At 68.3% G+C, this 22,860-nt stretch carries 27 protein-coding genes; 8 read left to right on the top strand and 19 right to left on the bottom strand.

The annotated features are described in order from the left end of the window. Positions 1–117: 117 nt before the first annotated feature. Positions 118–714, top strand: a complete 597-nt coding sequence (locus WS45_RS07455; RefSeq protein ID WP_059526849.1) for a DJ-1/PfpI family protein — start codon at positions 118–120, stop codon at positions 712–714. Between the two features lie 18 nt (positions 715–732). On the opposite strand, the gene WS45_RS07450 is transcribed toward WS45_RS07455, so the two are convergent. Next, positions 733–1,185, bottom strand: a complete 453-nt coding sequence (locus WS45_RS07450) for a type II toxin-antitoxin system RatA family toxin (RefSeq protein WP_059526845.1) — start codon at positions 1,183–1,185, stop codon at positions 733–735. 185 nt (positions 1,186–1,370) lie between these two features. Between WS45_RS07450 and WS45_RS07445 the strand changes: the two genes are divergently transcribed. Both WS45_RS07445 and WS45_RS07440 read left to right on the top strand, forming a co-directional pair. After that, positions 1,371–2,411 (top strand): bifunctional nicotinamide-nucleotide adenylyltransferase/Nudix hydroxylase, encoded by a 1,041-nt coding sequence (locus WS45_RS07445; RefSeq protein WP_059526842.1) that lies wholly within the window; start codon positions 1,371–1,373, stop codon positions 2,409–2,411. Positions 2,412–2,485: 74 nt separating this feature from the next. Continuing rightward, positions 2,486–3,919, top strand: coding sequence for a nicotinate phosphoribosyltransferase (locus WS45_RS07440; RefSeq protein WP_059526840.1), 1,434 nt, complete (start codon positions 2,486–2,488; stop codon positions 3,917–3,919). Between the two features lie 42 nt (positions 3,920–3,961). On the opposite strand, the gene WS45_RS07435 is transcribed toward WS45_RS07440, so the two are convergent. Continuing rightward, positions 3,962–5,419, bottom strand: a complete 1,458-nt coding sequence (locus WS45_RS07435; RefSeq protein WP_059699115.1) for an aminotransferase-like domain-containing protein — start codon at positions 5,417–5,419, stop codon at positions 3,962–3,964. Positions 5,420–5,545: 126 nt separating this feature from the next. On the opposite strand from WS45_RS07435, the gene WS45_RS07430 reads away from it, so the two are divergent. After that, positions 5,546–6,433 carry a DMT family transporter gene (locus WS45_RS07430; protein WP_059526834.1) on the top strand — a complete coding sequence of 296 codons (888 nt, stop codon included), beginning with the start codon at positions 5,546–5,548 and terminating at the stop codon, positions 6,431–6,433. Positions 6,434–6,505: 72 nt separating this feature from the next. Here the strand turns inward: WS45_RS07430 and WS45_RS07425 are convergent, their stop codons facing one another. The 8 genes from WS45_RS07425 to WS45_RS07390 form a co-directional block, all read right to left on the bottom strand. Then, positions 6,506–7,123, bottom strand: a complete 618-nt coding sequence (locus WS45_RS07425) for a hypothetical protein (protein WP_059526832.1) — start codon at positions 7,121–7,123, stop codon at positions 6,506–6,508. A gap of 70 nt (positions 7,124–7,193) precedes the next feature. Beyond that, positions 7,194–7,811, bottom strand: coding sequence for a hypothetical protein (locus WS45_RS07420; RefSeq protein ID WP_059526829.1), 618 nt, complete (start codon positions 7,809–7,811; stop codon positions 7,194–7,196). A gap of 111 nt (positions 7,812–7,922) precedes the next feature. Next, positions 7,923–8,543, bottom strand: a complete 621-nt coding sequence (locus tag WS45_RS07415; RefSeq protein WP_059699112.1) for a hypothetical protein — start codon at positions 8,541–8,543, stop codon at positions 7,923–7,925. Further along, positions 8,540–9,082, bottom strand: a complete 543-nt coding sequence (locus WS45_RS07410) for a hypothetical protein (RefSeq protein ID WP_059699110.1) — start codon at positions 9,080–9,082, stop codon at positions 8,540–8,542. The genes WS45_RS07415 and WS45_RS07410 overlap by 4 nt, the downstream gene beginning before the upstream one ends. Positions 9,083–9,137: 55 nt before the next feature. Further along, positions 9,138–10,253: an extracellular catalytic domain type 2 short-chain-length polyhydroxyalkanoate depolymerase gene (locus tag WS45_RS07405; RefSeq protein WP_059699108.1), complete on the bottom strand. Its 1,116-nt coding sequence runs from the start codon at positions 10,251–10,253 to the stop codon at positions 9,138–9,140. A 175-nt stretch (positions 10,254–10,428) separates the two neighbouring features. Beyond that, positions 10,429–10,875 carry a lysozyme gene (locus tag WS45_RS07400; protein WP_059506658.1) on the bottom strand — a complete coding sequence of 149 codons (447 nt, stop codon included), beginning with the start codon at positions 10,873–10,875 and terminating at the stop codon, positions 10,429–10,431. Further along, entirely contained in the window at positions 10,859–11,620 is a 762-nt protein-coding gene (locus WS45_RS07395; protein WP_257140310.1) for a DUF2589 domain-containing protein, read from the bottom strand. The genes WS45_RS07400 and WS45_RS07395 overlap by 17 nt, the downstream gene beginning before the upstream one ends. 135 nt (positions 11,621–11,755) lie before the next feature. Further along, positions 11,756–12,448, bottom strand: a complete 693-nt coding sequence (locus WS45_RS07390; RefSeq protein ID WP_059526817.1) for a DUF2589 domain-containing protein — start codon at positions 12,446–12,448, stop codon at positions 11,756–11,758. 283 nt (positions 12,449–12,731) lie between these two features. On the opposite strand from WS45_RS07390, the gene WS45_RS07385 reads away from it, so the two are divergent. After that, entirely contained in the window at positions 12,732–13,415 is a 684-nt protein-coding gene (locus WS45_RS07385) for a helix-turn-helix transcriptional regulator (RefSeq protein WP_059699106.1), read from the top strand. 101 nt (positions 13,416–13,516) lie between these two features. Here WS45_RS07385 and WS45_RS07380 read toward each other — a convergent pair whose 3' ends face one another. The 5 genes from WS45_RS07380 to lysA form a co-directional block, all read right to left on the bottom strand. Continuing rightward, on the bottom strand, positions 13,517–14,569 hold the full coding sequence (locus WS45_RS07380) for a hypothetical protein (RefSeq protein WP_156437066.1): 1,053 nt from the start codon (positions 14,567–14,569) through the stop codon (positions 13,517–13,519). A gap of 1 nt (position 14,570) precedes the next feature. After that, positions 14,571–15,683, bottom strand: coding sequence for a hypothetical protein (locus tag WS45_RS07375; protein ID WP_059699104.1), 1,113 nt, complete (start codon positions 15,681–15,683; stop codon positions 14,571–14,573). A 59-nt stretch (positions 15,684–15,742) separates the two neighbouring features. Next, positions 15,743–16,384 (bottom strand): hypothetical protein, encoded by a 642-nt coding sequence (locus tag WS45_RS07370; RefSeq protein ID WP_059699274.1) that lies wholly within the window; start codon positions 16,382–16,384, stop codon positions 15,743–15,745. A 20-nt stretch (positions 16,385–16,404) separates the two neighbouring features. Beyond that, the gene (locus WS45_RS07365; protein ID WP_059699102.1) at positions 16,405–17,016 is read right to left on the bottom strand and encodes a ribosome-inactivating family protein; all 612 of its coding nucleotides are present in this window, start codon (positions 17,014–17,016) and stop codon (positions 16,405–16,407) included. A 348-nt stretch (positions 17,017–17,364) separates the two neighbouring features. Beyond that, the gene (gene lysA / locus WS45_RS07360) at positions 17,365–18,660 is read right to left on the bottom strand and encodes a diaminopimelate decarboxylase (protein ID WP_257140317.1); all 1,296 of its coding nucleotides are present in this window, start codon (positions 18,658–18,660) and stop codon (positions 17,365–17,367) included. 52 nt (positions 18,661–18,712) lie between these two features. Between lysA and WS45_RS07355 the strand changes: the two genes are divergently transcribed. Next, on the top strand, positions 18,713–19,627 hold the full coding sequence (locus tag WS45_RS07355; RefSeq protein WP_059699098.1) for a LysR family transcriptional regulator: 915 nt from the start codon (positions 18,713–18,715) through the stop codon (positions 19,625–19,627). A 61-nt stretch (positions 19,628–19,688) separates the two neighbouring features. After that, positions 19,689–20,294 carry a GNAT family N-acetyltransferase gene (locus tag WS45_RS07350; RefSeq protein ID WP_059699272.1) on the top strand — a complete coding sequence of 202 codons (606 nt, stop codon included), beginning with the start codon at positions 19,689–19,691 and terminating at the stop codon, positions 20,292–20,294. A 98-nt stretch (positions 20,295–20,392) separates the two neighbouring features. On the opposite strand, the gene WS45_RS07345 is transcribed toward WS45_RS07350, so the two are convergent. Both WS45_RS07345 and WS45_RS07340 read right to left on the bottom strand, forming a co-directional pair. Beyond that, positions 20,393–20,965 carry a DUF4142 domain-containing protein gene (locus tag WS45_RS07345; RefSeq protein WP_059526798.1) on the bottom strand — a complete coding sequence of 191 codons (573 nt, stop codon included), beginning with the start codon at positions 20,963–20,965 and terminating at the stop codon, positions 20,393–20,395. 370 nt (positions 20,966–21,335) lie between these two features. After that, a complete protein-coding gene (locus WS45_RS07340; RefSeq protein WP_059692199.1) occupies positions 21,336–21,959 on the bottom strand; it encodes an HAD hydrolase-like protein in 624 nt (207 codons plus the stop codon). 75 nt (positions 21,960–22,034) lie between these two features. Between WS45_RS07340 and WS45_RS07335 the strand changes: the two genes are divergently transcribed. Beyond that, positions 22,035–22,220, top strand: a complete 186-nt coding sequence (locus WS45_RS07335; RefSeq protein ID WP_059526795.1) for a DUF4087 domain-containing protein — start codon at positions 22,035–22,037, stop codon at positions 22,218–22,220. 30 nt (positions 22,221–22,250) lie between these two features. On the opposite strand, the gene WS45_RS07330 is transcribed toward WS45_RS07335, so the two are convergent. Next, positions 22,251–22,517, bottom strand: a complete 267-nt coding sequence (locus WS45_RS07330; protein ID WP_012366508.1) for a Txe/YoeB family addiction module toxin — start codon at positions 22,515–22,517, stop codon at positions 22,251–22,253. Further along, positions 22,514–22,774, bottom strand: coding sequence for a type II toxin-antitoxin system Phd/YefM family antitoxin (locus WS45_RS07325; protein ID WP_059526792.1), 261 nt, complete (start codon positions 22,772–22,774; stop codon positions 22,514–22,516). The genes WS45_RS07330 and WS45_RS07325 overlap by 4 nt, the downstream gene beginning before the upstream one ends. Between the last annotated feature and the right edge of the window lie 86 nt (positions 22,775–22,860).

The raw sequence follows: 22,860 nt of genomic DNA, 5'->3' as shown, positions 1-22,860 counted from the left end.
ACGGCGTCGCGTGAGCGACCGGGCCGACAGCGACGGTCGCGCATTCGACGACGCGCTGCACCGATTTCGCGAACGGCTTATGATCGGGCGGTACTACGTCCCCGCGCAGAGACCCCCATGCACATCGCCATCCTGACCTTCGACGGTTTCAACGAACTCGATTCGCTGATCGCGCTCGGTATTCTCAACCGGGTCAAGCAGCCGGACTGGCGGGTTTCGATCGCGAGCCCGACCGCCCGCGTGCGCTCGATGAACGGCGTGATGATCGACGCGCAAGCGTCGCTGCAGGACGCCCGCGACGCCGACGCCGTGCTGGTGGGCAGCGGCGTGCGGACCCGCGACGTCGTCGCCGATGCCGCGTTGATGGCGCAATTGCAGTTCGACCCCGCGCGGCAGTTGCTCGGCGCGCAGTGCTCGGGCACGCTCGTGCTGGCGAAACTGGGATGGCTCGGCGATGTCCCCGCGTGTACCGACCTGACCACGAAGCCGTGGGTGCAGGAAGCCGGCGTGGCCGTGCTCGACCAGCCGTTCGTGGCCAGCGGGAACGTCGCGACCGCCGGCGGGTGTCTGTCGTCGCAGTATCTCGCCGCGTGGTTCATCGCGCGTCTGGCCGGCATCGAGGCCGCGCGCAGTGCGATTCACTATGTCGCGCCGGTGGGCGAGAAGGACGATTACGTCTCGCGCGCGATCGCGAACATTTCGCCGTTCCTCTGATGCGCGCGGCGTCGCGCGTCAGTGCGGCAACGCTTCGGCTTCGGCCCAGCGCTTGAACGAATCGAGACGCCGGCGCGTGTGCACGAGATAGAACGCGCCGATCAGCGGTTCGAGCAGCCAGCGCAGCCAGGACGGCTGCGCGCGGAACTGGTACGTGAACTTCACTTCGGTCGTGCCCGGCGTGCGCTCCGTGAAATTCCAGCTGCCGCTGAAGCGTTCGAGCACTTTCGGCCCGTCGACCATTTCGATGGCCGCGACCTGCGGCGGACGGTACGAGATGTAGCGCGACACCATCGTCGCGCCGGACTGGCTGCGGCAGAACGCGTCGACGCCGACGTCGGCCGTCATCCCGTCGAGCAGATACGCGTCGGCGAGGAAGTTGTCCCACACGAGCCGCCGCGCGTAGTCCTGCGACCACGTGAAGAGGCGTCTGCGATCGACGCCGACGATCCGGCTGACTGAGATCCTCATGATGGATGGCGGGCGCCACGGCGCGGATTGGGATGAAATCGAGTGTACCGCGCCGGCGCCGCGCGTTTCGTCAGACTTCGTCAAGTCGAGCGCGTGCTCGATTGACCTTCTCCGGGAATTCCCCTACGATCGATTCCATGCCTTCGGGAAAGACCCGAAGCGTTTCAATCTCTTGAGGGAGCCTCATGAGTACGCAACAGAACCGGCGCTTCGACGCGCTCGTTTTCATTGGTCGTTTCCAGCCCCCGCATCGTGGTCACCTGAACGTGCTGAAGTCGGCACTGAGCCGGGCCGAGCGCGTGTGCGTGCTGATCGGGTCGACCGACAAGCCCCGTACCATCAAGGATCCGTTTTCGTTCGATGAGCGCTGCCAGATGCTGGCTTCGCTGCTCGAGCCGTCCGAGCGCGATCGCGTGACGGTCGCGCCCGTGCAGGATTCGACGTACAACGACGGCGACTGGGTGCGCTGGGTGCAGGATGCCGTGGCCGCCGCGCTCGGCGACGTCGCGCAGCGCAAGGTCGGGCTGATCGGCCACGAAAAGGACGCCACGTCGTATTACTTGCGGATGTTCCCGCAATGGGAGCTCGTCGACGTCGATGCGACCGAAGACATTTCCGCCACCGAAATCCGCGACCAGTATTTCGCCGAACGCACCAACAGCTTCGTGCAATGGGCCGTGCCGGAACCCGTGTTCGGCTGGCTCGAACATTTCCGCACGCAGCCGCAATTCGCGCAGTTGAAGGCCGAAGCCGAATTCATCGCCGCGTATCGCAAGGCTTGGTCGGCCGCACCGTATCCGGTCACGTTCGTGACGGTCGATGCGGTGGTCGTGCACTCCGGCCATATCCTGCTCGTGCGCCGGCGCAGCGAACCGGGTCGCGGCCTGTGGGCGTTGCCGGGCGGCTTCGTGAACCAGGACGAACGGCTCGACGCGGCGTGCATCCGCGAATTGCGCGAGGAAACCGGCCTGAAGCTGCCGGAGCCCGTGCTGCGCGGCTCGATCAAGGATCGCCAGGTGTTCGATCATCCGGCCCGCTCGCTGCGCGGCCGCACGATCACGCACGCGTGCCTGTTCAACTTCCCGACCGGCGAGTTGCCGCGCGTGAAGGGCAGCGACGACGCCGACAAGGCGCGCTGGGTGCCGCTCAACGAATTCGCGCAGATGCGCAACGTGATGTTCGAGGATCACTTCGAGATCGCGTATCACTTCCTGGGGAAGCTGTGACGCGCTGATTCCCCGGATTCCGGTCCGCCGCGACAGACGCGGCGGCACTTCAACGGCCTAGAGGAGCTCTAGCCATGCAAAACGATCCCGGCGGCCTTGCCGCGGTTCTCGCCAATCCGATCCTCAACACGGATTCGTACAAGGCTTCCCACTTCCTGCAATATCCGCCCGACGCGCAGGCGATGTTCTCGTACGTCGAGTCGCGCGGCGGCCGCTACGACCGCACGCTGTTCTTCGGCTTGCAGATGCTGCTGAAGGAATATCTGTGCCGGCCCGTCACGCACGCGATGATCGACGACGCCCGCGATTTCTTCGCGGTGCATGGCGAGCCGTTCAACGAGGACGGCTGGCGCCATATCGTCGAGCACTACGACGGTTACCTGCCCGTGAAGATTCGCGCGGTGCCCGAAGGTTCGATCGTGCCGGTGCACAACGTGCTGATGACCGTCGAATGCGACGACCCGAAGGTGTTCTGGCTCGCGTCGTATCTGGAGACGATGCTGCTGCGCGTGTGGTACCCGGTGACGGTCGCGACGCGCAGCTGGCACCTGCGGCAGACGATCCGCCGCTTTCTCGAGAAGACCGACGACGATCTCGCGCAGTTGCCGTTCAAGCTGCACGACTTCGGCGCGCGCGGCGTATCGAGCGCGGAATCGGCCGCGATCGGCGGCGCGGCGCATCTCGTGAGCTTCATGGGTTCGGACACGGTGCTCGGCGTGCTGGCCGCGAACCGCTTCTATCGCGAGCCGATGGCCGCGTATTCGGTGCCGGCGGCCGAGCACAGCACGATCACGTCGTGGGGGCGTGAGCACGAAGCCGATGCGTATCGCAACATGATCGCTCGCTTCGGTCTGCCCGGCGCGATCGTATCGGTCGTGTCGGACTCCTACGATCTGTTCGCCGCGCTCGAGATATGGGGCGGCGCGCTTCGGCAAGCCGTGATCGATTCGGGCGCGACGCTGGTCGTGCGTCCCGATTCGGGCGACCCCGTGGCGATCGTGCTGCAGACCGTGCGCGCGCTCGACGCATCGTTCGGTTCGTCCTTGAACGGCAAGGGACGGCGCGTGCTGAACCACGTGCGCGTGATCCAGGGCGACGGCATCGACGAGCTGTCGATCGACGCGATTCTCGCCGCGCTCGACGACGCGGGCTACGCGGCCGGCAACGTCGTGTTCGGGATGGGCGGTGCGCTGCTGCAGCAAGTCAATCGCGATACGCAGCGCTTCGCGATGAAGTGCTCGGCGATCCGGCGCGACGGCGTGTGGTGCGACGTGAGCAAGGATCCGGTCACCGATCCGGGCAAGCGCTCGAAGAGGGGGCGCCTCACGTTGCTGCGCAATCGGCGCACGGGAGAATACCGGACGGTGACGCTGCCGGTCGCGTGGGACGATCGCGCGCTCGAAGGCGAGTGGGACGATGCGCTCGAAACGGTGTTCGATACGGGGAGAATGCTGGCCGATACGACGTTCGCGGAGGTGCGGGCGAGGGCGCACGCGGCGGAAGTGTGACGGTGGCGGCGGGGCGTTCGTGCGTCCCGCCGCCTTCGATGGTCATCGGTCGCCGGCCAGTGTGCGGTCGCTGCGTTCCGCCGCACGCGTCGCGTCCATCGCCCGCGCCAGCGCATCGAACACCGCCGGCCCCTTGCAGCGCGACACGTTGAAGCGCATGAACGACGTCGCGCCGTGCGACGCGCTGAACACGTTGCCGGGCGCGAGCACCACATCGTGGTCGAGTGCATGACGCGCCACGCGCGCGGCATCGAGCCCGTCGGGCAGTTCCGCCCAGACGAACAGGCCGCCGCGCGGTTCGGTCCAGATCCCGAGCCCGGCGCGCGCGAGCCGCCGGATCGTTTCGCCCATCGCATCGGCCAGCTGCGCACGCAGGCCGTCGAGATGGCGCCGGTAGGTGCCGTCGACCAGCAGCCGGTGCACGACGTTCGCGCCGATCTGCGCGTTGCCGAACGACGTCGCGAGCTTCAGGTCGACGAGCGCGTCGATCCATTCGGGGCGCGCGGCGACATAGCCGCAGCGGATCGCGGCCGACAGCGTCTTCGAGAAGCTGCCGATCGACACGACGCGCGACAGCCCGTCGAACGCCGCAAGGCGCGGCGCGGGCGTGCTCTCGAAATCCGCAAAGATGTCGTCCTCGACGATCAGCAGGCCGTGCTCGGCCGCCAGCGTCAGCAGCCGGTGCGCGACCGGCGGCGCGAGCGTCGCGCCGGTCGGGTTGTGCAGCGCCGCGTTGGTGATGTACAGACGCGGCCGATGCTCGGCGAGCACCTGCTCGAAGCGTGCGAGATCGGGGCCGTTGGGCGTGAACGGCACGCTGACGATCCGCGCGCGATGCGCGCGCAGCAGCGCCTGGAAGTTGAAGTAGCACGGATCGTCGAGCACGACGGTGTCGCCCGGCTCCAGCAGCAGCCGGCACACGAGATCGAGCGCGTGCGTGCCGCCGTCGGTCAGCATGATCTGCGTGGGCTCCGCATGGACGCCGTGCTGCGCGAGCCGCCACGCCAGCTGCTGGCGCAACGCGGGCAGCCCGAGCGGCGTCGCGTAGTCGGTCAGCGCGTCGGGTTCGTCGCGCGACGCCGCGCGTAGCGCCCGTCGCAGGCTCTCGTCCGGCAGCCACGACGACGGCAGCCAGCCGCAGCCCGGTTTCACCGAGTTCGGCGCCGCCTCGAGCGCCTGGCGCGACAGCCACAGCGGATCGAGTTCGCGATCGAGGCGCGGGCCGAGTTCGGCGAGCGCGAGCGGCGGCGCGTGGCCCGACACGTAGAAGCCGGAGCCGCGCCGCGCGACGAGCACGCCTTCGCTTGCGAGCCGCTCGTATGCGTCGACGACGGTCGACTTCGACACGTGCAGGGCGTCGGCCATCATCCGGATCGACGGCACGCGCGCGCCGGGCATCAGCGCGCGGCTCGCGATCCTTGCACGCAGCGTGTCCATCACGGTTTCCACGCGCGTGCGCGACGGCGCGGGCGGAGCAGGGGCTTGCACGGAACGGCTCATGGCGAGAGGGAACTGTACGGTCGGTTGTCCAGTACAGTTTGTCCGGATTGTATTGGGCTGTAGCTTACGCGCTTTTCACGGGCGGCGGATCATCGGTCATCCATCTTGTTCCGATCAGGATTTCCCGTGCAAAAGACGACCGACGGATGGCTCAGCGGCCTGCTGGGCGTGATCATCTTCAGTGGCTCGCTGCCCGCGACGCGCGTCGCGGTGCAGGGGCTCGACCCGCTGTTCCTCACGTTCGCGCGCGCGACGATCGCCGGCGTGCTCGGCCTGATTCTGCTCGCCGCGCTGAGGCAGAAGCGGCCGACGCGTGCCGAGACCGCGTCGCTCGTCGTCGTCGCGCTCGGAGTCGTGGTCGGTTTTCCGTTGCTGACGGCGCTGGCGCTCAAGCACGTGACGTCCGCGCATGCGATCGTGTTCGTCGGGCTGCTGCCACTCGCGACCGCGCTGTTCGGCGTCTGGCGGGGCGGCGAACGGCCGCGGCTGCCGTTCTGGATCTTCTCGCTGGTCGGCAGCGGTGCGGTGGCCGCGTTCGCGCTGCGCAACGGCGGAAGCGCGTCGGTGGTGGGCGATGCGCTGATGCTGGCCGCGATCGTTGCGTGCGGGCTCGGCTATGCGGAGGGCGCGCGCCTGTCGCGTCAGCTCGGGGGCTGGCAGGTGATCTCGTGGGCGCTCGTGCTGTCGCTGCCGGTGATGCTGCCGCTCGCGTGGTTCACGTGGCCCGCGACGTTCGACGGCGTCGACGCCGCCGCGCTGTGGGGGCTCGCGTACGTATCGCTGTTCAGCATGCTGATCGGCTTCGTGTTCTGGTATCGCGGCTTGGCGCTCGGCGGGATCGCGGGCGTCGGCCAGCTTCAGTTGCTGCAGCCGTTCTTCGGTTTCCTGCTCGCGGCCGGGCTGCTGCACGAGACGGTGCCGCCGTCGATGCTCGCGGTGACGGTCGTCGTCGTGGGCTGCGTCGCGGGTGCGAAGTACTTCTCGAAGATGGCGCCCGTGCGGCGCGCGAGCTGATTCATGCACCGCGGTCGCGCGACGACGTGACGGGTGCGGCCCGTTCGCCGTCGCGCACGCGTGGCTTGCGGCTTATCCCATCACGACGTTCGCGAGCCGGAACTGATACGCGGTCGCGGTGGTGCCGCCGCCGCCGCCCGTCATCACGATGTCGGCGCTCTTGATCCCCAGCAGCGACAGTTCGGTGTTGATGTCGGACAGCACGGCCGAGTTCATCACCGCGCCCTGTTCGATCTGCGATGCCGTGCCGATCCACAGCGTCGGCTTGAACTCGAACACCGCTTTCTGCCCCGGCACGATGCCCGTCTTGTGCGCGAGCAGCCGGTTGTCCTTGAAGACCGACGCGGTGATCGCCCCCCGGCTCAGGTCGTTGCGCAGCTGGATCTCGCGCGACGTCGGCGCCGGGCCGGCCAGCGCCAGCACGTTGCCCGACGTCGCGCGCGACACGGTGAAAACCTGTCCGTTGTCCGCGCGCTTCTGCGGCATGTAGTTGCCGTCGGCATCGCTCGCGGAGACGGTCGTCAGCATCGGGAACACGAACGGGTGGTTGTCGCCGCGCCCGCAGTTGGTGATCACCTTCCACGCGATCGCGAGCTCGTCGAAGTCCGTCGACACGTTCTTCTGGAAGATCACGATCTGGCTGTTGTTGACGTCGTTCGACAGGTTGACGAAGTTGAGATTGATGTCCATGAGTCACCTTGATTCGATTTGGAGAACTGATTGAAGGGGCGCCGGCCGTGCGTCGCCGGCGCACGGACCGTTACGCCATCACCACGTTTTCCAGCCGGAACGTGAACGGCATCGAGCGCGGGCCGGGGCCGCCGCCGGTCATCACGATGTCGGCGCTCGCGATGCCGAGCAGCGACAGTTCCGTGTTGATGTCGGAGATCACCGCGGAATTCATCAGCGCGCCCTGTTCGATCTGCGACGCGACGCCGATCCAGATCGTCGGCTTGAACTGGAACACGGCCTTTTGGCCCGGCGCGACGGACGTCTTGCGCGCGAGCGCGCTGCCGTCCTTGTAGATCGTCGCGTTGATCGCGCCGGCCGGCAGGTCGTTGCGCACCTGCACCTCGGAGCTCGCGCCCGGGTCGCCGCCGAGCTGCAGCACGTCGCCCGAGCTGGAGCGCACGACCTGGAACACCTGGCCGTTCGCGGCGACCTGCTGCGGCATGTAGTTGCCCCAGCTGTCGCTCGCGCTCACGCTCATCGTCATCGGGAACTTGAACGGATGGTTGTCGCCCTGGCCGCAATTGCGGATCACCTTCCACGCGATCGCGAGTTCGTCGAAGTCGGTCGCCACGTTCTTCTGGAAGATCACGACGCTCGAGTTGTTCGCGTCGTTCGAGCGGTTGATCAGGTTCAGTTGGATATCCACGTCGTTGCTCCTTGAGTTTGAAAAAACGGCAGTCGGTCTGCCGCACACCTTTCCCGCCGGCCCGGCCGCGAAGCCGTGCCGTCAAGCCGGTTCAAGCCGTGTCGGGCGGCGCTACGCGCGCACGATGTGTTCGAGCGCGAACGCAAACGGCTGCGCGTCGGTGCCGGTGCCGCCGCCCGTCATCACGATGTCCGCCGCCGCGACGCCCGCCAGCGGCAGAAGCGTATTCGCACTCGACATCACCGCCGCGTGCAGCGCGCGGCTTTCCTGTATCTGCGACGCCACGCCGATCCACAGCGTCGGCGTGAAGCGGAACACGGCCTTCTGCCCGGGCGCGACCGCTTCCTTCACCGCGATCAGCCGGCCGGCGCTGAACGCGTTGACGTTCACGGCGCCGCGCGGCAACCGGTTGACGACCTCGATGTCGCCGCCCGGCGCGTCGGCCGGGTCGGGCACGAGCCGGCCGCGTCCGGTCGGTTGCGCGTCGACCACGAAGCGCACGCCGGCGGGCGCCGCGACGCGCGGCGAGAAGTTGCCGTGCTCGTCGCCGAGCGCGACGTCGATGTCGGTCGAGTAGTCGAACGGATGGAAGCAGTCGCGCCCGCAATAGCGGATCACCTTCCACGCGATCGCAAATGCGTCGAGATCGGGGATCACGTCGCGCTGGAACAGCACGACCTCGCTGTTGCCGCAGTCGTTCGAGCGGTTGACGAAGCGGAGCTTGATGTTCATGACGTTTGCTCCTGATCGGACGCGCCGCGATCGTCGCGCAGCGTGCGGTCGGCCCACTGCGCAAGCGCGGGCGCGACGCCGTTCGCGAGCGACGCGACGTGCAGCGCATGGGCGCGCGCCTGGGCCTGCAGGTCGCCCGCGAAGCGGCCGAGCGCCATCGCGGCATCCGCGGGGCCGCGCGTGCGGCCGAGATCGTCGAGGTATTGCGCGGCCGCGTCGGCCATCGCGCCCGCATGCTGCAGGTGGCTCTGCGTGAAGCGCGTCGCGAGATCGGCGTTCAGTGCCGCCAGCTCCTTGACCGCGGCGGCCGAACTGCCGGGCGCGAACCGTTCGAGCTGGCCGCGCCACGACGCGTCGATCGCGGCCTGGCAGGCGTCGGAGTAACGGTGGCCGGCGAGCAGCGCGGTGTGCGCGAACGCGCGCCACGCGGGGCCGCCGGACGTGCCGCCGGCGCCGGTCGTCTGCGCGGCGACCTTGCCGAACAGCTGGAGCGCGTCGGCGTGCGCGCGTTCCCATTGGGCGATGAACGTGGAGAACATGGCGATTCCTCGTGATGAAGGGGTGGTGACGACGTGACGGCGGCCGGTACGCGGATTACTGACGCGCGGCGCCGAGGCGCTGCACCATCCGCATCACGGCGGCCATCTGCGGCGCGTCGCGGCGGTAGAAGCCGGGGTTGAGCGGATCGGTGCTCGTATAGCCCCAGAAATCCCAGCAGCCGAGCGGATTGACGGCCGATTTCTCGACCTGCGGATAGAGCACGATCAGCCGGTTCGTGTCGGCGATCTCGTTGTAGCCGACGCCGCGAATCATCTTCTCGCCGACGGCCGCGACGTTCTGCACGCAGCCGTGGAACACCACGTGCACCGCGCAGGCCGTGCGCTCGCAGTCGGCCGGCACGTATGCATAACCCGTGTCGCCGAGCGACGCGCCGCGCCGCGGATCGAACGCGCGCTGATCGAACTTCAGCAGCTTGCCGCCTGCCTGGGCGGCCGGCGGATTGAGCGGCTTGTCGGGGGTGCCGTAGATCCAGCGCACGATGTCGTGTGCCTGCTCGAAGCCGCAGTTGTCGATATACGGGCTCGCGTTCGCACTGCATGCGTTGTCTTCGGGGCGGTTCGTGATGAACGCATGGCCGGCGTCCGGCGATTCGCGGTACTGAAGGTTCGCGGCCGGGACCTGTGCGAGCGTATAGAAGCGCGCGGTCTGGTCGACGACGCGCGTCGACACCACCGTATCCTTCGCACCGCTGAACACGTAGATGCGCTGAGCGCGCAGCGCGGCCGGATCATCGATCTCGCCGCGCTGCGCGAACATGCGCGCGGCGCGCCAGGCATCGGCCGCGGAAGGCGCGGGGCCGATCGGCTGCATGCACAGCGTGGTCGCGGCCACCGCCGGCGGGATCAGCGCGTTCACGCCCGCGCAGTAGAACGGGCCGCCCGCGACGATGCCCGCGCCGATCAGCCGGCTCGAGAACGCGACGTCGAACTGCGCGGCCATGAAGCCGCCGGACGACAGCCCCGACACCGACGTGCGCTGGAGGTCGGCGCCGTATGCGGGCAGCGGATCGGCGGGGGCGGCGACGGCGTGCGGCGCGACCGTCGCCACGGCGGCGACGGCGACGCATGCGGCGCCGAGCACGCGGCGCAGCGTGCGCGAAACGGTGAAATGCGGCGACGTCGTGCGGCCGGGCGAGCGAGTGATCTTCATGCGGGGCTCCTGTCGTGACGAGTAACGAACGTGAATGACGAATGACGAACGGCTGGAACGGATGCGGCAAGATTTCAGCGACGGTTTCAGCTTACGGGCAGCCGACGACAGGCGAAATGGCGCGAACGACATGCGCGGCGACCCGTGACGTTCGGCCGGTGCGGTGTCCCGTCGCTCACGACAGAAACAGCGCGCGCTCGGCCTGGCGGCGCTTCGTGAGCCCCGCGAGCGGCTTGCCGCCGGCCTTGTTCCAGACGAGGAACTGGTCGGCCGCCCGCGCGCTCGCGCCGGCGTTCAGGTAGCGCAGCAGCGTCGACGAGCGCAGCCGTCCCGCGCCGAGATTGAAGACGAACGACATCAGCGCATCGAACTGCTGCTGCGTGACCGGCACGCGCAGCAGCTTGCGCAGGTTCAGCTCGGCGCCGCGCAGGTCGCGCCGCAACAGCGCCTCGGCTTCGGCCGGCGTGAGCGGTCGCGTGAAGCGCTCGTTCGGCAGGATCAGGTGCCCGTAGCCGATCGTCGGCTTGCCGACCGCGTCGAGATAGCGCGCGAGCCGCAGCCCCTCGAACTGCTTGATCAGCGCGATGCCTTGCTCACCGGTGTGTTCAGGCTGGTTCGCCATCGTCGTTCTCCTTGCTGCCCGGCCGTGCGCGCGGCACCAGGCGATGCGTGTATTCGTCGATCACGCGCATGATCGCTTCGGGCGGCGGCAGCGCCGCGAACTGCATTTCGATGTCGATGTGCTCGGTGTCGCGCTGCCGCGCGTTGCCCTGTGCGTCCTTCTTCCCGGAGGGCGGCGCGAACGTCACGTAGAAGCGGCTGCGCTGGTCATCGCCGCCCGCGACGCCGCCGGCCGGCAACGCCTCGGTGAAGTCGCCGCGCACGGTCAGGTGCACGATCATCCGGTCGAGCGCGAGCCCGCGCGGCGTGGCGAGCGCGACGAGCGGCACCGGCATCGTGTGCTCCGCGTCGAGCGCGACCGTGACCTCACGTGGCGCGAGCAGGCCGTCGTCGCGCAGGTCGAAGAACTGGTCGAGCACGGCCGTGTACTGGTGCGCGAGCAGTTGATTCGCGGCGGCCGCCGCGTGCTGCATCCCGCGCGCGATTTCGTCGAGCGCGATGCCGCGTGGCGGCGGGCGCTCGTCGTCGGCAGGCGTGCCGGGCGGCGCCGGTGGGGCCGGCGGAGCGGGGGGCTCGCCGCCGGCGGACGCGCCGGGCGCGCCGGGCGCGGCGCCCGGTGCGTCGTGCGTGCCCGGCGCGGCCCCGGCCGGCGCACCGGAGACGTCGGGCGGCACGTGGCGCGCCGGATCGGCGGTTGCCGCCGCCGGCGCGGCGGTGCCCGCGACCGTCCCGGCAGTGCCGGCCACCGCATCGGCCGGCGGGACCGGCCCGTCCGGTTCCGCTCGGGCGGTGCGGCTGCCCGGACGCGTATCCCCGTCGTCCTGCCCGCCGCCCGCGCGGCGAGACCGTCTGAAGAGCCTGAACATGGCCGGCCCGCGCGCTTACGCGTGCGCCGGCTGCTGGGCATCCGCACCGGCGCCGGCAGGCGCGGCCGCGCTGCCGCCCGCGCCCGACGCATCGCCGACCAGCTTGCCGTCGGTCGGCGTCGCCGGCAGCGGCTTCACGGCCTTCGCGTTGCCTTCCGTGACGACCGGCTTGGTCGCGGCTTCGGTCAGGAAGTCGATCACGCGCATCAGCGCTTCGGGCGGCGACTGGCGCTTCACCTGCGTATGGATCGAATATTTCGCGCGCGTGTCGGTGCTGCGCGTCTGCTCCGCCTTGTGCGACACGCGCCCGGACACGCTGACGCTGATCGGCCCCCAGCCGAACTTCGCCTGGAATTCGCCGCCGGCCTCGGTCGACGACGACGACTTCTCCGATTGCGTGATCTCCATCTCGAAGTCGATCGTGCCTTCCTCGATCGCGATGATCGGATGGACGATCGCCGCGAGCAGCGGGATGCGCATCGTCTTCTGCACGACGCCCTTCGATACGCCGCTTTCGTCCACCAGCGTTTCGTCGTAGTCGAACTGGACGGCCACGGCCTTGCCGCCCTGGATGCAGACCTGCATCAGGAAATCCGCGTAGCTCTTCGCGGCCTGCGTCTGCGCGCTGATCATCGCCTTTAACGGGCCGGCGATCATTTGGTCCATGGGTAAAGCGTTAATCACTGAGCCGATGAAATTCGCGTCCATGAATAAACTCCTCTTCGTGTTGAAGACAACGGAAATTCGTTGTCTTTATTCACGTTAGGAAATTGAAGACGTTTACCAAATATGACGTCCGTCATGTCCGGCGGCCCTGGCCGGCCCGCGGCGGGCATCGGTATGCGCGGCGGGGCGGGGCGTGGATGAATTAGGCCATTCGTCACGGAGCGACGGGCCTAGTGCGCGGCGGGTAAAACAGCGGTAAAAAAAACGCCGGGTAGGGAAGCAAAAAAACCTAAACCGAGCATCCCGATTTCGAGGAAACCGCGCAATGAACGTTCTGATGATCGATAGCCCGCCGTTATTCGTCGCGGGCGTGGCGGACGTACTGTGTAAACGCGATGTCGACTGGCACGTATGGTCGGCCCGCCGTCCCGAGGACGTCTTGCGCTTGCGCGACGCGTTGCTGCCCGGGACGGTCGAGGCGATCACGATCGAATGCGGCGAGCAGGCCGCGCGACCGAGCTGGCCGAGCGTGCTGAACGAGACGTTCGCCGGCGCGCCGTGGCTGTGCGTGGTGGCCGCCGTGTGCCGCCGCACGATTGCCGATGCGCTGCTGGCGGGGGCGGCCGGCATCATCGACCGGCACGCGAGCGCCGACGAGTTCGCGGACGCGCTCGGCCGGGTCGCCGCCGGCGCGATCTACGTGCCGCCGAACGACGGCGGCGCGACGCAGGCGCGCCCGGGCGGCGCGCCGGCCGGGGACGATCGCGCATTCGAGCGTCTGACGCCGCGCCAGCGCGAGGTGCTGCGGCTGCTGGCCGAAGGCAAGTCGAACAAGCAGATCTGCCGTGTACTGAATGTCGCGGAGGGCACGATCAAGAACCATCTGTATGCGCTGTTCCGCCAGATCGGCGTGAGCAACCGGACCGAGGCCGCATTGTGGCTCGCGCGCCACGTGCCGTCCGAGCCGGCGGCGTTCGCGTTCGCGCCCGTTTGCAGTTCGCCGGGGTGATGCGTGCGACGGACGCATCGGCCGGGCCGGCGTGCGAGCGCGCGGCGGGCGAAGGCCGGCTGCGCGCGGCGCCGCGAACGGCGCGCCAGCGCCGCGTCGCGCTACTGCCGGGGCGTGTCGGGCGGAAGCGGATCGTCCGCGGCCGACGGCGCGGGGTGGGCCGCGAGCATCGCGCGCGTGAATTCGGCGAGGCGCGCGCGCACGACGTCGGCGGACGCCGCGCCGTCGAGCGATTGCTGCAGATCGAGCAGGTTGGCCGCCAGTTCGCCCTGCCACTGCGCGCGTTCGCTGGCGGCGCGCGCGCGATTCGCGGCGAGCGCCGCGCCGACGTCGGTCGAGCGGTCGCCCTGCACCAGCGTCTCGAGCGTTTCGACGAGCCTTTGCAGCACGCGATGCACGGCCGTCGCCGAGAAGCCGCCGAGCATCGCGAGCGCCGGCCGTCCGAAGTTGTGCATGCTGCCCTGTGCGAACAACTGCGCCGGCAGCATCTGGACGATGATCAGGCCGGCGATCACGCCGAGAATCAGCCGCGCGCCATACGATGCGTCATATTTCGGATCGTAGGTCGACGCGGCGACGTAGTGGTGTGCCTGGAACAGCGTGGCGAACGATGCGCCGAGCCCCGCGCAGCACAGCAGGAACGTCGTGTTCCACAGCAGCTGCATGCCGTTGGATTGCAGGAAGCCACGCTCGATGTTCTCGCCCGACACGTGCGGCGACAGGCTCGTCAGCACGACCGCGAGCAGGAAGCCGAGCGCGGAGCCGGTCAGCAGCCGGATCAGCGGCACCGGGCCCAGCCACGCGAACGGATGCGCCTGGCGCCGGTGCATGTCGAGCAACGTGACGGCCTGCGGCGTCGCGGGCGCGACGAGCGTCGCGAGCTTGCGGTGGATCGCCGTGAGCGCCTGCTGCTGCGCGGGCGTCAGCGGCGTGGCGGGCGATGCGCCGGCCGACGGGGCGGCCGAGCCGGCGGCCGCGATCAGCGCCGCCAGCCGCGCGACGAGTTCGGGCTCGATCGGCAGCCCGTGATGGAGCGCATAGCGCGCCATCGCCTCGCATTCGTCGCACAGCTGCGCGGCAAGATCGTCCGGTGCGCGTGTCGGCTCCGGCATCGCCGGCCGCGCGCGCCAGCGTCCGAAGCGCGGGGCGCCCATGTCACGGTGCGCCGTCCGCGTCCGGCACGTCCACGTCGAACGCGTGGATCGCGACGCGTTCGCGGTCCGCGCTCGACAGGTGGCGCACGCACGGCGCTTCGGCGACGCGCTGCCAGTGTGTCCGCGCGCGGTCGACCGCGAACACGACGACCTCCTTGCGGAGGCGCCCGTCGTTGTGAGCGATGTATTGCAGCGAGTCGGGCACGTCGAACGCGCGATCGGTCGGATTCACGCCGTACGACAGCACGAAGTCGAGCACGAGCGCGCCGTCGTCGAGATGCGGCGGCTTGATGTCGTTGCCCGGATGCTGGCGCCATTTCAGGAAGTCGAGGCAGATGTCGATGCCGAACGGCGGCGCGTCGCCGAGCCGGTTGTCGAAGCTGTCCGACAGGCGCGGCCCCTGGTACGGCGACGACGGCGGCGCTTCGGCCGTTGCGCTTTGCGGCGAAACGTCGCTCGTCTTCAGCACCTCCACCAGCGTGCCGTCGCCGAGCCGAAACGTGTGGGTGAACGGCGTGTCGAGCGCGTCGACCGATTCGCCGTAGTCGATCCACGACGTGTGCCGCTTCGGCCAGATCGCCGCGCGGCGCGATGCGTCGTCATCGCCGTCGCCGTCTTCGTCGCGCGCGAGCGGCGGCAGGAAATTGGTCGTCGCGAACGTGAAATTCAGCGACACGTACGGCCCGACGAGCGGGCCGTCATCGGGCACGTCGGCCGCCGTCTCGTGTTTGACGAGCATCGCGACGGTGCCGGGCAGGAACACGATCGGCCCGTACCGATGCACCGGAAAGCGTTCGGCGACCGCGCCGATCGCGCGCCGTACGGGGTCGAGCTGCAGGTCGACCAGCGCATGGAGTTCGTCGACGTCGTGCAGCGCGCCCCACGGCACGTTCCAGTAGAACTCGGGCGCGGTGACGAACGTGACGCAGCGCGCATCGTCATCTTTCGCGTCGCGGCGGACGGCTTCGAACGCGCTCGACAGCGCACCGCTCAGGTGATTGAGCGCGACCCGCTGCACGCGTGCAGCATACGCGTCGAGTGCTTCGTCGGGCGCGCGCAAGGGCTTGCAGTCGCACGCGTGGCGCACGGAAACGATTCGGACTGCTTGTTTCATGATGGCTTCCTCTTCCTCGATGACGGCGGTGCAGCGCTTCCGGCCGCGTCGCCTTGGCTTCACACGGACGTGATGTCGGTGATCCAGAACCACGGGTTCGCGTACGGCCCGTCGACGACCTTGGCGACGGTTTGTCCGGGGCCCGGATCGAGCGTGCCGGGCACCCAGGTTTCGTAATGGATCGGCGAGAAGTACAGGCGGCCGAACACGTAGTCGAACGCGATGCGCGCGCGATTGCCGCCGCGAAACAGTGCGTTCGTGCCCGCCGTGTATTCGACGTAGCCGGTCGTTTGCGTGCCGCCGCCGCGACCGTTCGAATTCGCCTTGAACGTGCGTGCATAGCGTTCGTACAGCTTCGCGCGTTCGGCGAGGCCGTCGAACGGGTCCGTCTGCGTGCCGTACGTGAAGGTCGGCAGATAGCGGGGCACGTTCTGGTGGATCTGCCGCATCGCGCCGAGCACGTCGCCGCCGATATGGCGCCCGGGCGGACCGCGATCGACGACGCGCGCGGACGTCGCGATCTCGGACATCAGCGCCCGCAACTCGGGCGGCGCGTCGAGCCGGCCGAACGGAATCACGTACATCGGCAGGGCGCAGCCGGTCTGCTGCTTGCCCGCGCGTGGCGTATCGCCGGCATTCGCGATCAGGCCCAGTACGAACGTTTCCCAGCGCAGCGACGTGTTGAAGTCGAGTCCAGACATGAATGGCTCCTTCGTCTGCATCAGGACGGGTCGCCGAGCGGGAAACCCTTCGCCGCCCAATTGTTGAAGCAGGCCGTGCGATCGTCGTTCGGCGCATAGGTCGCGAGCGTGCCGTCGAGCAGGCCGGCGATCGCATGCTCGGTGCGCGCGAAGCGCAGCGCCTCGGACAACGCGATCACGAGCCGTGTGAGATCGGGCTTGAACGGTGCGGGTTTCGACGCGTCCGCCGGCTTGAGCTTCGACAGCGTCCACACGGCCTGATGGAGGTTGCTCGGATTGATCGTCGGCAACGGATCGGTCGCGTAGCCGAGCCAGCCGTACGAACCGTCGCCGCCGAGCGTTGCCGCACCGGCCGGCGTGCCGCCCGGAAACGGCCGGATGTCGAACACGAAGGGGGTGCCGCCCTGGCTGACGAAGCCGAGCGTGTACAGCGACGCGTCGACGGCGGGCCCATTCTTCGCGGCTTGCCACGCGAGGTTCAGCAGCAGCGACACGCGCGGCGCGCCGGTGTCGTCGCCGATCACGACGTCGACGGCTTGCCGCGTCGCGCGCGTGCCGTTCCGGCGGATCGCGTCGCGCAGCGCCGTGAGGTCGTCCTGATAGTCACTGCCGGTGGTGAGTCGAAGTCGCACGATGTTCGCTCCTGTCGATGACCCGGCGTCGCTCGGCCGTCGAGACGGCGCGCGGGTCGAAGCGAATGCGCTGCCGTGCGGCCACTGTGCGCGGCGCGCGGCGGGCGAACAATGCGGCGGAAGTCATGGTCCGGCGCGTGACCGAACACCCGGGAAGCGGGTGTCGGATCCGGTCGACGCAGGGGCGAGGCGACTGCGTGTGGAAGATCGGCAACGTCGGCGGCGCGCTTCGTGCGTTGCCGGACAGCATGAGCGCAGCGCGCCGAAAAACAAAACGGCCAGGCATGCCGATCGCGGCAAGCCTGGCCGTTGGCGTCCGGTTCGTCGAACGCGGCGCGAATGCGCGTGTTACTCGAACGTTTCGAGCGCAAGCAGTTCGTCGATCGTCTGCCGGCGGCGGATCAGCCGCGGCGTGCCGCGATCGACGAGCACTTCCGGCGCGAGCGGCCGGCTGTTGTAGTTCGAGGACATCGATGCGCCGTATGCGCCCGCGTCGTGCAGGAACAGCAGGTCGCCGATCTGCGGCTGCGGGAGCTTGCGGTGCGTGACCACACCGCCCGCGTCCTGCGTGAACACGTCGCCGGACTCGCACAGCGGCCCTGCGATCGCGATGTCGACGAGCGGCCGGCCGGCGGGCAGCGCGCCGTCGTGCGCGTGCACGGACACCGCGTGATAGCTGCCGTACATCGACGGACGCATCAGGTCGTTGAAACCCGCGTCGATCAGCACGAAGTCGTGCTTCGGCCGGCGGTTCACGGCCTGCACTTCGGTGACGAGCGTGCCGGCTTCCGCGACGAGAAAGCGGCCCGGTTCGATCTCGATGCGCACCGCGTGGCCGAGATGCCGTTCGATCCGCTTGCGCGCGGCGTCCCACTGGCTGAAGTAGTGACCGACGTCGACGCGCGGCTCGCCGTCGCGATACGGAATCGACAGCCCGCCGCCGGCGGAAATCGCTTCGATGTCGTGGCCGAGCGACGTGACGAGGTCGACCATCGCGTCGCACACCTGCGACAGATGGCCGTAGTCGACGCCCGAGCCGATATGCATGTGGATGCCGACCAGCTTCAGCCCGTACTGGCGCACGATCTCGATCGCGCGCGGCACGTCGTCGATCCAGATGCCGTGCTTGCTTTGCGGGCCGCCGGTGTTGGTCTTGTTGCTGTGGCCGTGGCCGAAGCCGGGATTCACGCGCAGCCATACGCGATGGCCGGGCGCATGCTCGCCGACGCGCGCGAGCATGTCGAGCGAGCCGGCGTTCACGGTCACGCCGTGCTTCAGCACGGCCGCGAGCGTCGGGCGGTCGATCAGGTCGGCCGTGAACACGACGCCTTCCGGTTCGCCTGTCGGACTGAATCCGGCCGCGAGGCTGCGCTCGATCTCGCCGAGCGACACGGCGTCGACGCACGCGCCTTCGTCGCGCATCAGCTTCAGGATATGCAGGTTCGAGTTCGCCTTCTGCGCATAGCGGATCACGTCGAACTGGCGCAGTTGGGCGATGCGATCGCGGATGACGTCGGCGTCGTACACCCACAGCGGGGTGCCGTATTGCTGCGCGAGCGCCGCGAGCTGGCGGGAATCGAGGGACATGGCGGAAGAATCGGATCGATTGAACGGATAGCGTGAATGATGCGCCTGAACGGCTATACAGTAAAATGCCTGTTCATCAAGATTCGATTCATTTCTGATATAGGCGATCATGCTTACACACCGGCACATCGAGGTCTTCCGCGCGCTGATGGTCACCGGAAGCACGACGCGCGCGGCCGAGATGCTCTATACGTCGCAGCCGACGATCAGCCGCGAGCTCGCGCGCATGGAGCAGGTGATCGGTTTCGCGCTGTTCGAGCGCTCGCACGGGCGGCTGCGACCGACGATGGCCGCGCTCACGCTGTTCGACGACGTGCGGCTCGCGTATGTGGGGCTCGAGCGCGTCGCGGCGACGGCCGCGCGGCTGCGCGAGTTTCGCGACGGGCAGTTGTCGGTGATCGCGCTGCCGGCGTTTTCGCACGCGATCCTGCCCGGCGCCTGCCGGCGTTTCCATGACGCGCATGCGGGCGTCAGCGTGTCGGTCGCGACGCAGGAGTCGCCGGTGCTCGAGGAGTGGCTGACCGCGCAGCGCTACGATCTCGGGCTGACCGAACACGACATCGCGCCGGCCGGCACGGTCCTCACGCCGTTGCTCGAAGTCGACGAGGTATGCGTGCTGCCCGACGGCCATCCGCTGCTCGCGCAACCGGCGATCGATCTCGCGGATCTCGCCGATCGCCCGTTCGTGAGCCTGTCGCTGAACGACCCGTACCGGATCCTGATCGACGAGGCGTTCGCGCAGCTCGGCGTCGCGCCGCGTTCCGTCGTCGAGACGCCGTCGGCCGTGTCGGTGTGTGCGTTCGTGCGGCAGGGGCTCGGCGCCGCGATCGTCAACCCGCTGACCGCGCTCGATTTCGTCGGGCGCGACCTGCACGTGCGGCCGCTCACGCGCTCGTTTCCGTATCGCGTCAGCGTGATCGTGCCCGAGCACCGGCCGAAGAGCCTGCTCGTCGACGCATTCGCCGATGCGCTGCGCGGCGAAGCGCACGCGATTCGCCAGCGGCTCGCCGCGCTGCCCGTATGATGGTCGTTTCGCTGCGCGCTGGGTCAGCCTCCTCGTCATTTTCATGGAAACGCAACCCGTCATGACCGACGCTTCCTCTTCCCTCGAACTCGAACAACCGACGCTCGCCGGCGAGCGCATCATACTGCGGCCGCTCGAGGCATCCGACCGGCAGGCGTTGCTCGATGCGGCGGCGGACGGCCGGTTGTGGAATCTGAAGGTCACGGTCGTGCCGGGCGAGGACACGGTCGACGCCTACATCGACACGGCGCTGCAAGGTCGCGCGGCCGGCACCGTGATGCCGTTCGTGATCGTCGATCGCGCGTCGGGCCGCGCGATCGGCAGCACGCGCTTCTGGAAGATCGACCGCAAGAATCGCAAGCTCGAGATCGGTCACACGTGGCTGAGCGAATCGGCGCAGCGCACGCGCGCGAATACCGAGGCGAAATGGCTGCTGCTCTCGTACGCGTTCGACACGCTGCACTGCGTGCGCGTGCAGTTCACGACCGACGAACTGAACGAGAAGTCACGCGCGGCGATTCTGCGGCTCGGCGCGAAGCAGGAAGGGATCGTGCGACACGAGCGGATCATGCCCGACGGCCGCAAGCGCAATTCGGTGCGCTTCAGCATCATCGACGACGAATGGCCGGACGTGCGCGAGCGGTTGCGGGCGAAGCTCGCGACTTGACGCGAACCGGGTGCCGCTGGCGTCGCGCCGCCGGAAGGGGCGGCGACGCGACGAGGGGGAAGCGGGGCGCCGCGCGCGATGCGCGGCGGGGCATCGCGTTACTGTGCCGATGCGAGGTGGTGACGCTGCGCAAGCTTCTGCGCGTCCGCGTAGTGCGCCTGCAGGATCGGCAGCGCCTGACGTGCAACTTCCTTCAGCTTCGTGTCGCGGCCCGAAGCGATTTCAGCCTGGAATGCCGAGATCGTCTTTTGCTGGCCGGCGAGCGCGACCTGCTCGATGTATGCCTTGTCGAATTCCGCGCCGCGCAGGTTCTTGATGCTGTCCAGCACGGCCGTGTCGGGATCGTTGGCCGGCACGTCGACGCCGCGCGGGCTGGCCGCGCGCATCGCCTGGATGATCTTCTCGTCGTCGGTCGACACGCGCTGCGCGAACGCCTTCACCTGGCTGTCCGACGTGCGCGAATTGGCGATGCGTGCGGCGTCGTGCTGTGTCGACACGGTCTTCGTGCCGTCGGTGATGAAAGCCTGGTCGGCTTCGTGGATGCGCGTTTGCGTGGCGGCGGCCGGTGCGGACGGCGCCGGTTGCGCGGTTTGCGCGGTCGCCGTCACGGCGACGAGAAGCAGGCCAGCGGCAGACAATGCAAGGCGCGAGATGTGGGGAAAGCGGTTCATGGGACCTCCTTTCTATCGGGGCTCTGATTAACGGGCGGATCGGGTGATCCGCAGCTGTGCGAGAGACCGGGCGCGCCCGGGCCGGATTCGATGGCCGCTCTGCCGCGGCGGCGTTCGAAGTGTTTCCCGGCCCGACTGATTCTAGGAGAGCGCTCAGGTAGCAGGTGCAACCGCGCTGTGGTTTGTGTAACGGATGGTAAGACGAATCGATGTGGGCGCGAGCGGGCAGGTAGGGCGTACCTGTCGCGCGCATCGTGGCGGCAATTTTTGCGCGCGCGTGTCATCGGCGTTTCATCGTCTTGCGCAGGAAACGCGTCGATTATTTCGCGACGAGATACGTCGAATCGAATGCGCGATGCGCGCTGCGTCCTCACACGCGATCGAGCAATGCGTCGAGACGCGGCAGCAACGGCGTCGCGCAATGCGCCTGCAACGCATCGGCGGCCGTGTAACCCCATGCGACGCCCTGGAAGGCGATCCGCGCGCGGCGCGCCGCGTCGGCGTCGCGGATTTCGTCGCCGACATACAGCACGTCGTCGGGCTGCATGCCCGTTTCGCGCACGAGCGCGCGCAGCCGGCGTGCCTTGCCGAACAGCGGAATGCCGCACGCGAACGTATCGACGCATCGGCTCGCATGCGGGCCGAGCCGGTCGCGCACGATGTCCTCGCTGTTCGACGTTGCGATCGCGATGCGGATGCCGCGCGCGGCGAGCGCGTCGAAGGTCGTGTCGACGCCGGGAAACAGCTTCACGTGCGCGATGCGCGGCCGCATCAGCCGGCGCATGTCGAGCGTCACGCGCGGCACTTTCCACATCGGCACCTCGAGCGCGCGGATGATCTCGCGCGCCGACATGCCGCGCAGCGCCGGACGCAGTTCGGGCGTCGCGTCGCGAAAGCCGTGCATGCGCGACGCTTCCGTCAGCGCCGCGAGAAAGCAGTCGAGCGAATCGGCGAGCGTGCCGTCGAAGTCGAACGCGATGAGTCGATAGGGCATGAAGCGATGCGGCGAGTTCATTGAGCCGGTGACGATATCACCGAATCGAGCCGGATGTGCCCGGGGCGAGGCGGGATGGTCGAGCAGACGCCGGGGGTGTCGCGCGGCTGGGTCGTCACCAACGAGGGGATGCACGGTTACGGCTGCGCATGCCTTGACCTGGAAATCGACCCGCGCACCCGCGAGGTGACGCGGATCGTGGTGGCCCGGCCGCTCCCGTTGAAGCGCTGCAAGACCGATCGGGCGTTGCCGGCTTCATAAGCGGCGGCGGGGACGGAGGCGGGATTGGCACTACGCGTAATGGTAGCGGCAGGACACGATGCTGATCTGAAGATCGTCCGCTTCATAGACCAGACGGTTCGTATCGTCGATGCGGCGCGACCAGAACCCGGACAGATTGGCCTTCAGCGGCTCAGGTTTGCCGATGCCTTCGAACGGCGTCCGTTGGGCTTCGCGAATGAGCTGGTTGATGCGCTTGAGTGTCTTGCGGTCCTGCCCTTGCCAATAAACGTAGTCGTCCCACGCGTCGGAAGTAAAGAGCACGCGGCGTACGCTCATTCATCGTCCCCCGCCAGCTTGTGCTCTTTCGTCTTGCCCTTGCGCAGTTGCGCGATCGAGCGTTCGAGATGAGCGACGTTGGCCGGGGAGCGGAGCAGATGAACTGTCTCCATCAGGCTGTCGTAGTATTCCTGCGACATGATGACTGCGTTCGGCGCGTCGCGACGAGTGATGAGCGTCACGTCAGCGTCGTCGACAACTTGGTCGATGACCGTCTTCAGATTGCCGCGGGCATCCGAAAAGTGAATGGTACGCATGATTTGCTCAACTTGTACTTGAAATTGTACAAGTATAACATGGGCGCATTTTCTGTACGGATTGTTGTACATGTCGGCTCGGCGTC

Origin of the sequence: Burkholderia sp. RF2-non_BP3, assembly GCF_001522185.1 — a bacterium.
Taxonomy (GTDB): Bacteria; Pseudomonadota; Gammaproteobacteria; order Burkholderiales; family Burkholderiaceae; genus Burkholderia; species Burkholderia diffusa.
This window is presented reverse-complemented; position numbering and strand designations above follow the sequence as displayed.

Excerpts from the sequence above, each read along its gene's own strand:
- WS45_RS07455 (WP_059526849.1), top strand. The coding sequence starts at position 118 with ATGCACATCGCCATCCTGACCTTCGACGGTTTCAACGAACTCGATTCG.
- WS45_RS07450 (WP_059526845.1), bottom strand. The coding sequence starts at position 1,185 with ATGAGGATCTCAGTCAGCCGGATCGTCGGCGTCGATCGCAGACGCCTC.
- WS45_RS07445 (WP_059526842.1), top strand. The coding sequence starts at position 1,371 with ATGAGTACGCAACAGAACCGGCGCTTCGACGCGCTCGTTTTCATTGGT.
- WS45_RS07440 (WP_059526840.1), top strand. The coding sequence starts at position 2,486 with ATGCAAAACGATCCCGGCGGCCTTGCCGCGGTTCTCGCCAATCCGATC.
- WS45_RS07435 (WP_059699115.1), bottom strand. The coding sequence starts at position 5,419 with ATGAGCCGTTCCGTGCAAGCCCCTGCTCCGCCCGCGCCGTCGCGCACG.
- WS45_RS07425 (WP_059526832.1), bottom strand. The coding sequence starts at position 7,123 with ATGGACATCAATCTCAACTTCGTCAACCTGTCGAACGACGTCAACAAC.
- WS45_RS07415 (WP_059699112.1), bottom strand. The coding sequence starts at position 8,543 with ATGAACATCAAGCTCCGCTTCGTCAACCGCTCGAACGACTGCGGCAAC.
- WS45_RS07410 (WP_059699110.1), bottom strand. The coding sequence starts at position 9,082 with ATGTTCTCCACGTTCATCGCCCAATGGGAACGCGCGCACGCCGACGCG.
- WS45_RS07405 (WP_059699108.1), bottom strand. The coding sequence starts at position 10,253 with ATGAAGATCACTCGCTCGCCCGGCCGCACGACGTCGCCGCATTTCACC.
- WS45_RS07400 (WP_059506658.1), bottom strand. The coding sequence starts at position 10,875 with ATGGCGAACCAGCCTGAACACACCGGTGAGCAAGGCATCGCGCTGATC.
- WS45_RS07390 (WP_059526817.1), bottom strand. The coding sequence starts at position 12,448 with ATGGACGCGAATTTCATCGGCTCAGTGATTAACGCTTTACCCATGGAC.
- WS45_RS07385 (WP_059699106.1), top strand. The coding sequence starts at position 12,732 with ATGAACGTTCTGATGATCGATAGCCCGCCGTTATTCGTCGCGGGCGTG.
- WS45_RS07380 (WP_156437066.1), bottom strand. The coding sequence starts at position 14,569 with ATGGGCGCCCCGCGCTTCGGACGCTGGCGCGCGCGGCCGGCGATGCCG.
- WS45_RS07375 (WP_059699104.1), bottom strand. The coding sequence starts at position 15,683 with ATGAAACAAGCAGTCCGAATCGTTTCCGTGCGCCACGCGTGCGACTGC.
- WS45_RS07370 (WP_059699274.1), bottom strand. The coding sequence starts at position 16,384 with ATGTCTGGACTCGACTTCAACACGTCGCTGCGCTGGGAAACGTTCGTA.
- WS45_RS07355 (WP_059699098.1), top strand. The coding sequence starts at position 18,713 with ATGCTTACACACCGGCACATCGAGGTCTTCCGCGCGCTGATGGTCACC.
- WS45_RS07350 (WP_059699272.1), top strand. The coding sequence starts at position 19,689 with ATGACCGACGCTTCCTCTTCCCTCGAACTCGAACAACCGACGCTCGCC.
- WS45_RS07345 (WP_059526798.1), bottom strand. The coding sequence starts at position 20,965 with ATGAACCGCTTTCCCCACATCTCGCGCCTTGCATTGTCTGCCGCTGGC.
- WS45_RS07340 (WP_059692199.1), bottom strand. The coding sequence starts at position 21,959 with ATGCCCTATCGACTCATCGCGTTCGACTTCGACGGCACGCTCGCCGAT.
- WS45_RS07335 (WP_059526795.1), top strand. The coding sequence starts at position 22,035 with ATGGTCGAGCAGACGCCGGGGGTGTCGCGCGGCTGGGTCGTCACCAAC.
- WS45_RS07330 (WP_012366508.1), bottom strand. The coding sequence starts at position 22,517 with ATGAGCGTACGCCGCGTGCTCTTTACTTCCGACGCGTGGGACGACTAC.
- WS45_RS07325 (WP_059526792.1), bottom strand. The coding sequence starts at position 22,774 with ATGCGTACCATTCACTTTTCGGATGCCCGCGGCAATCTGAAGACGGTC.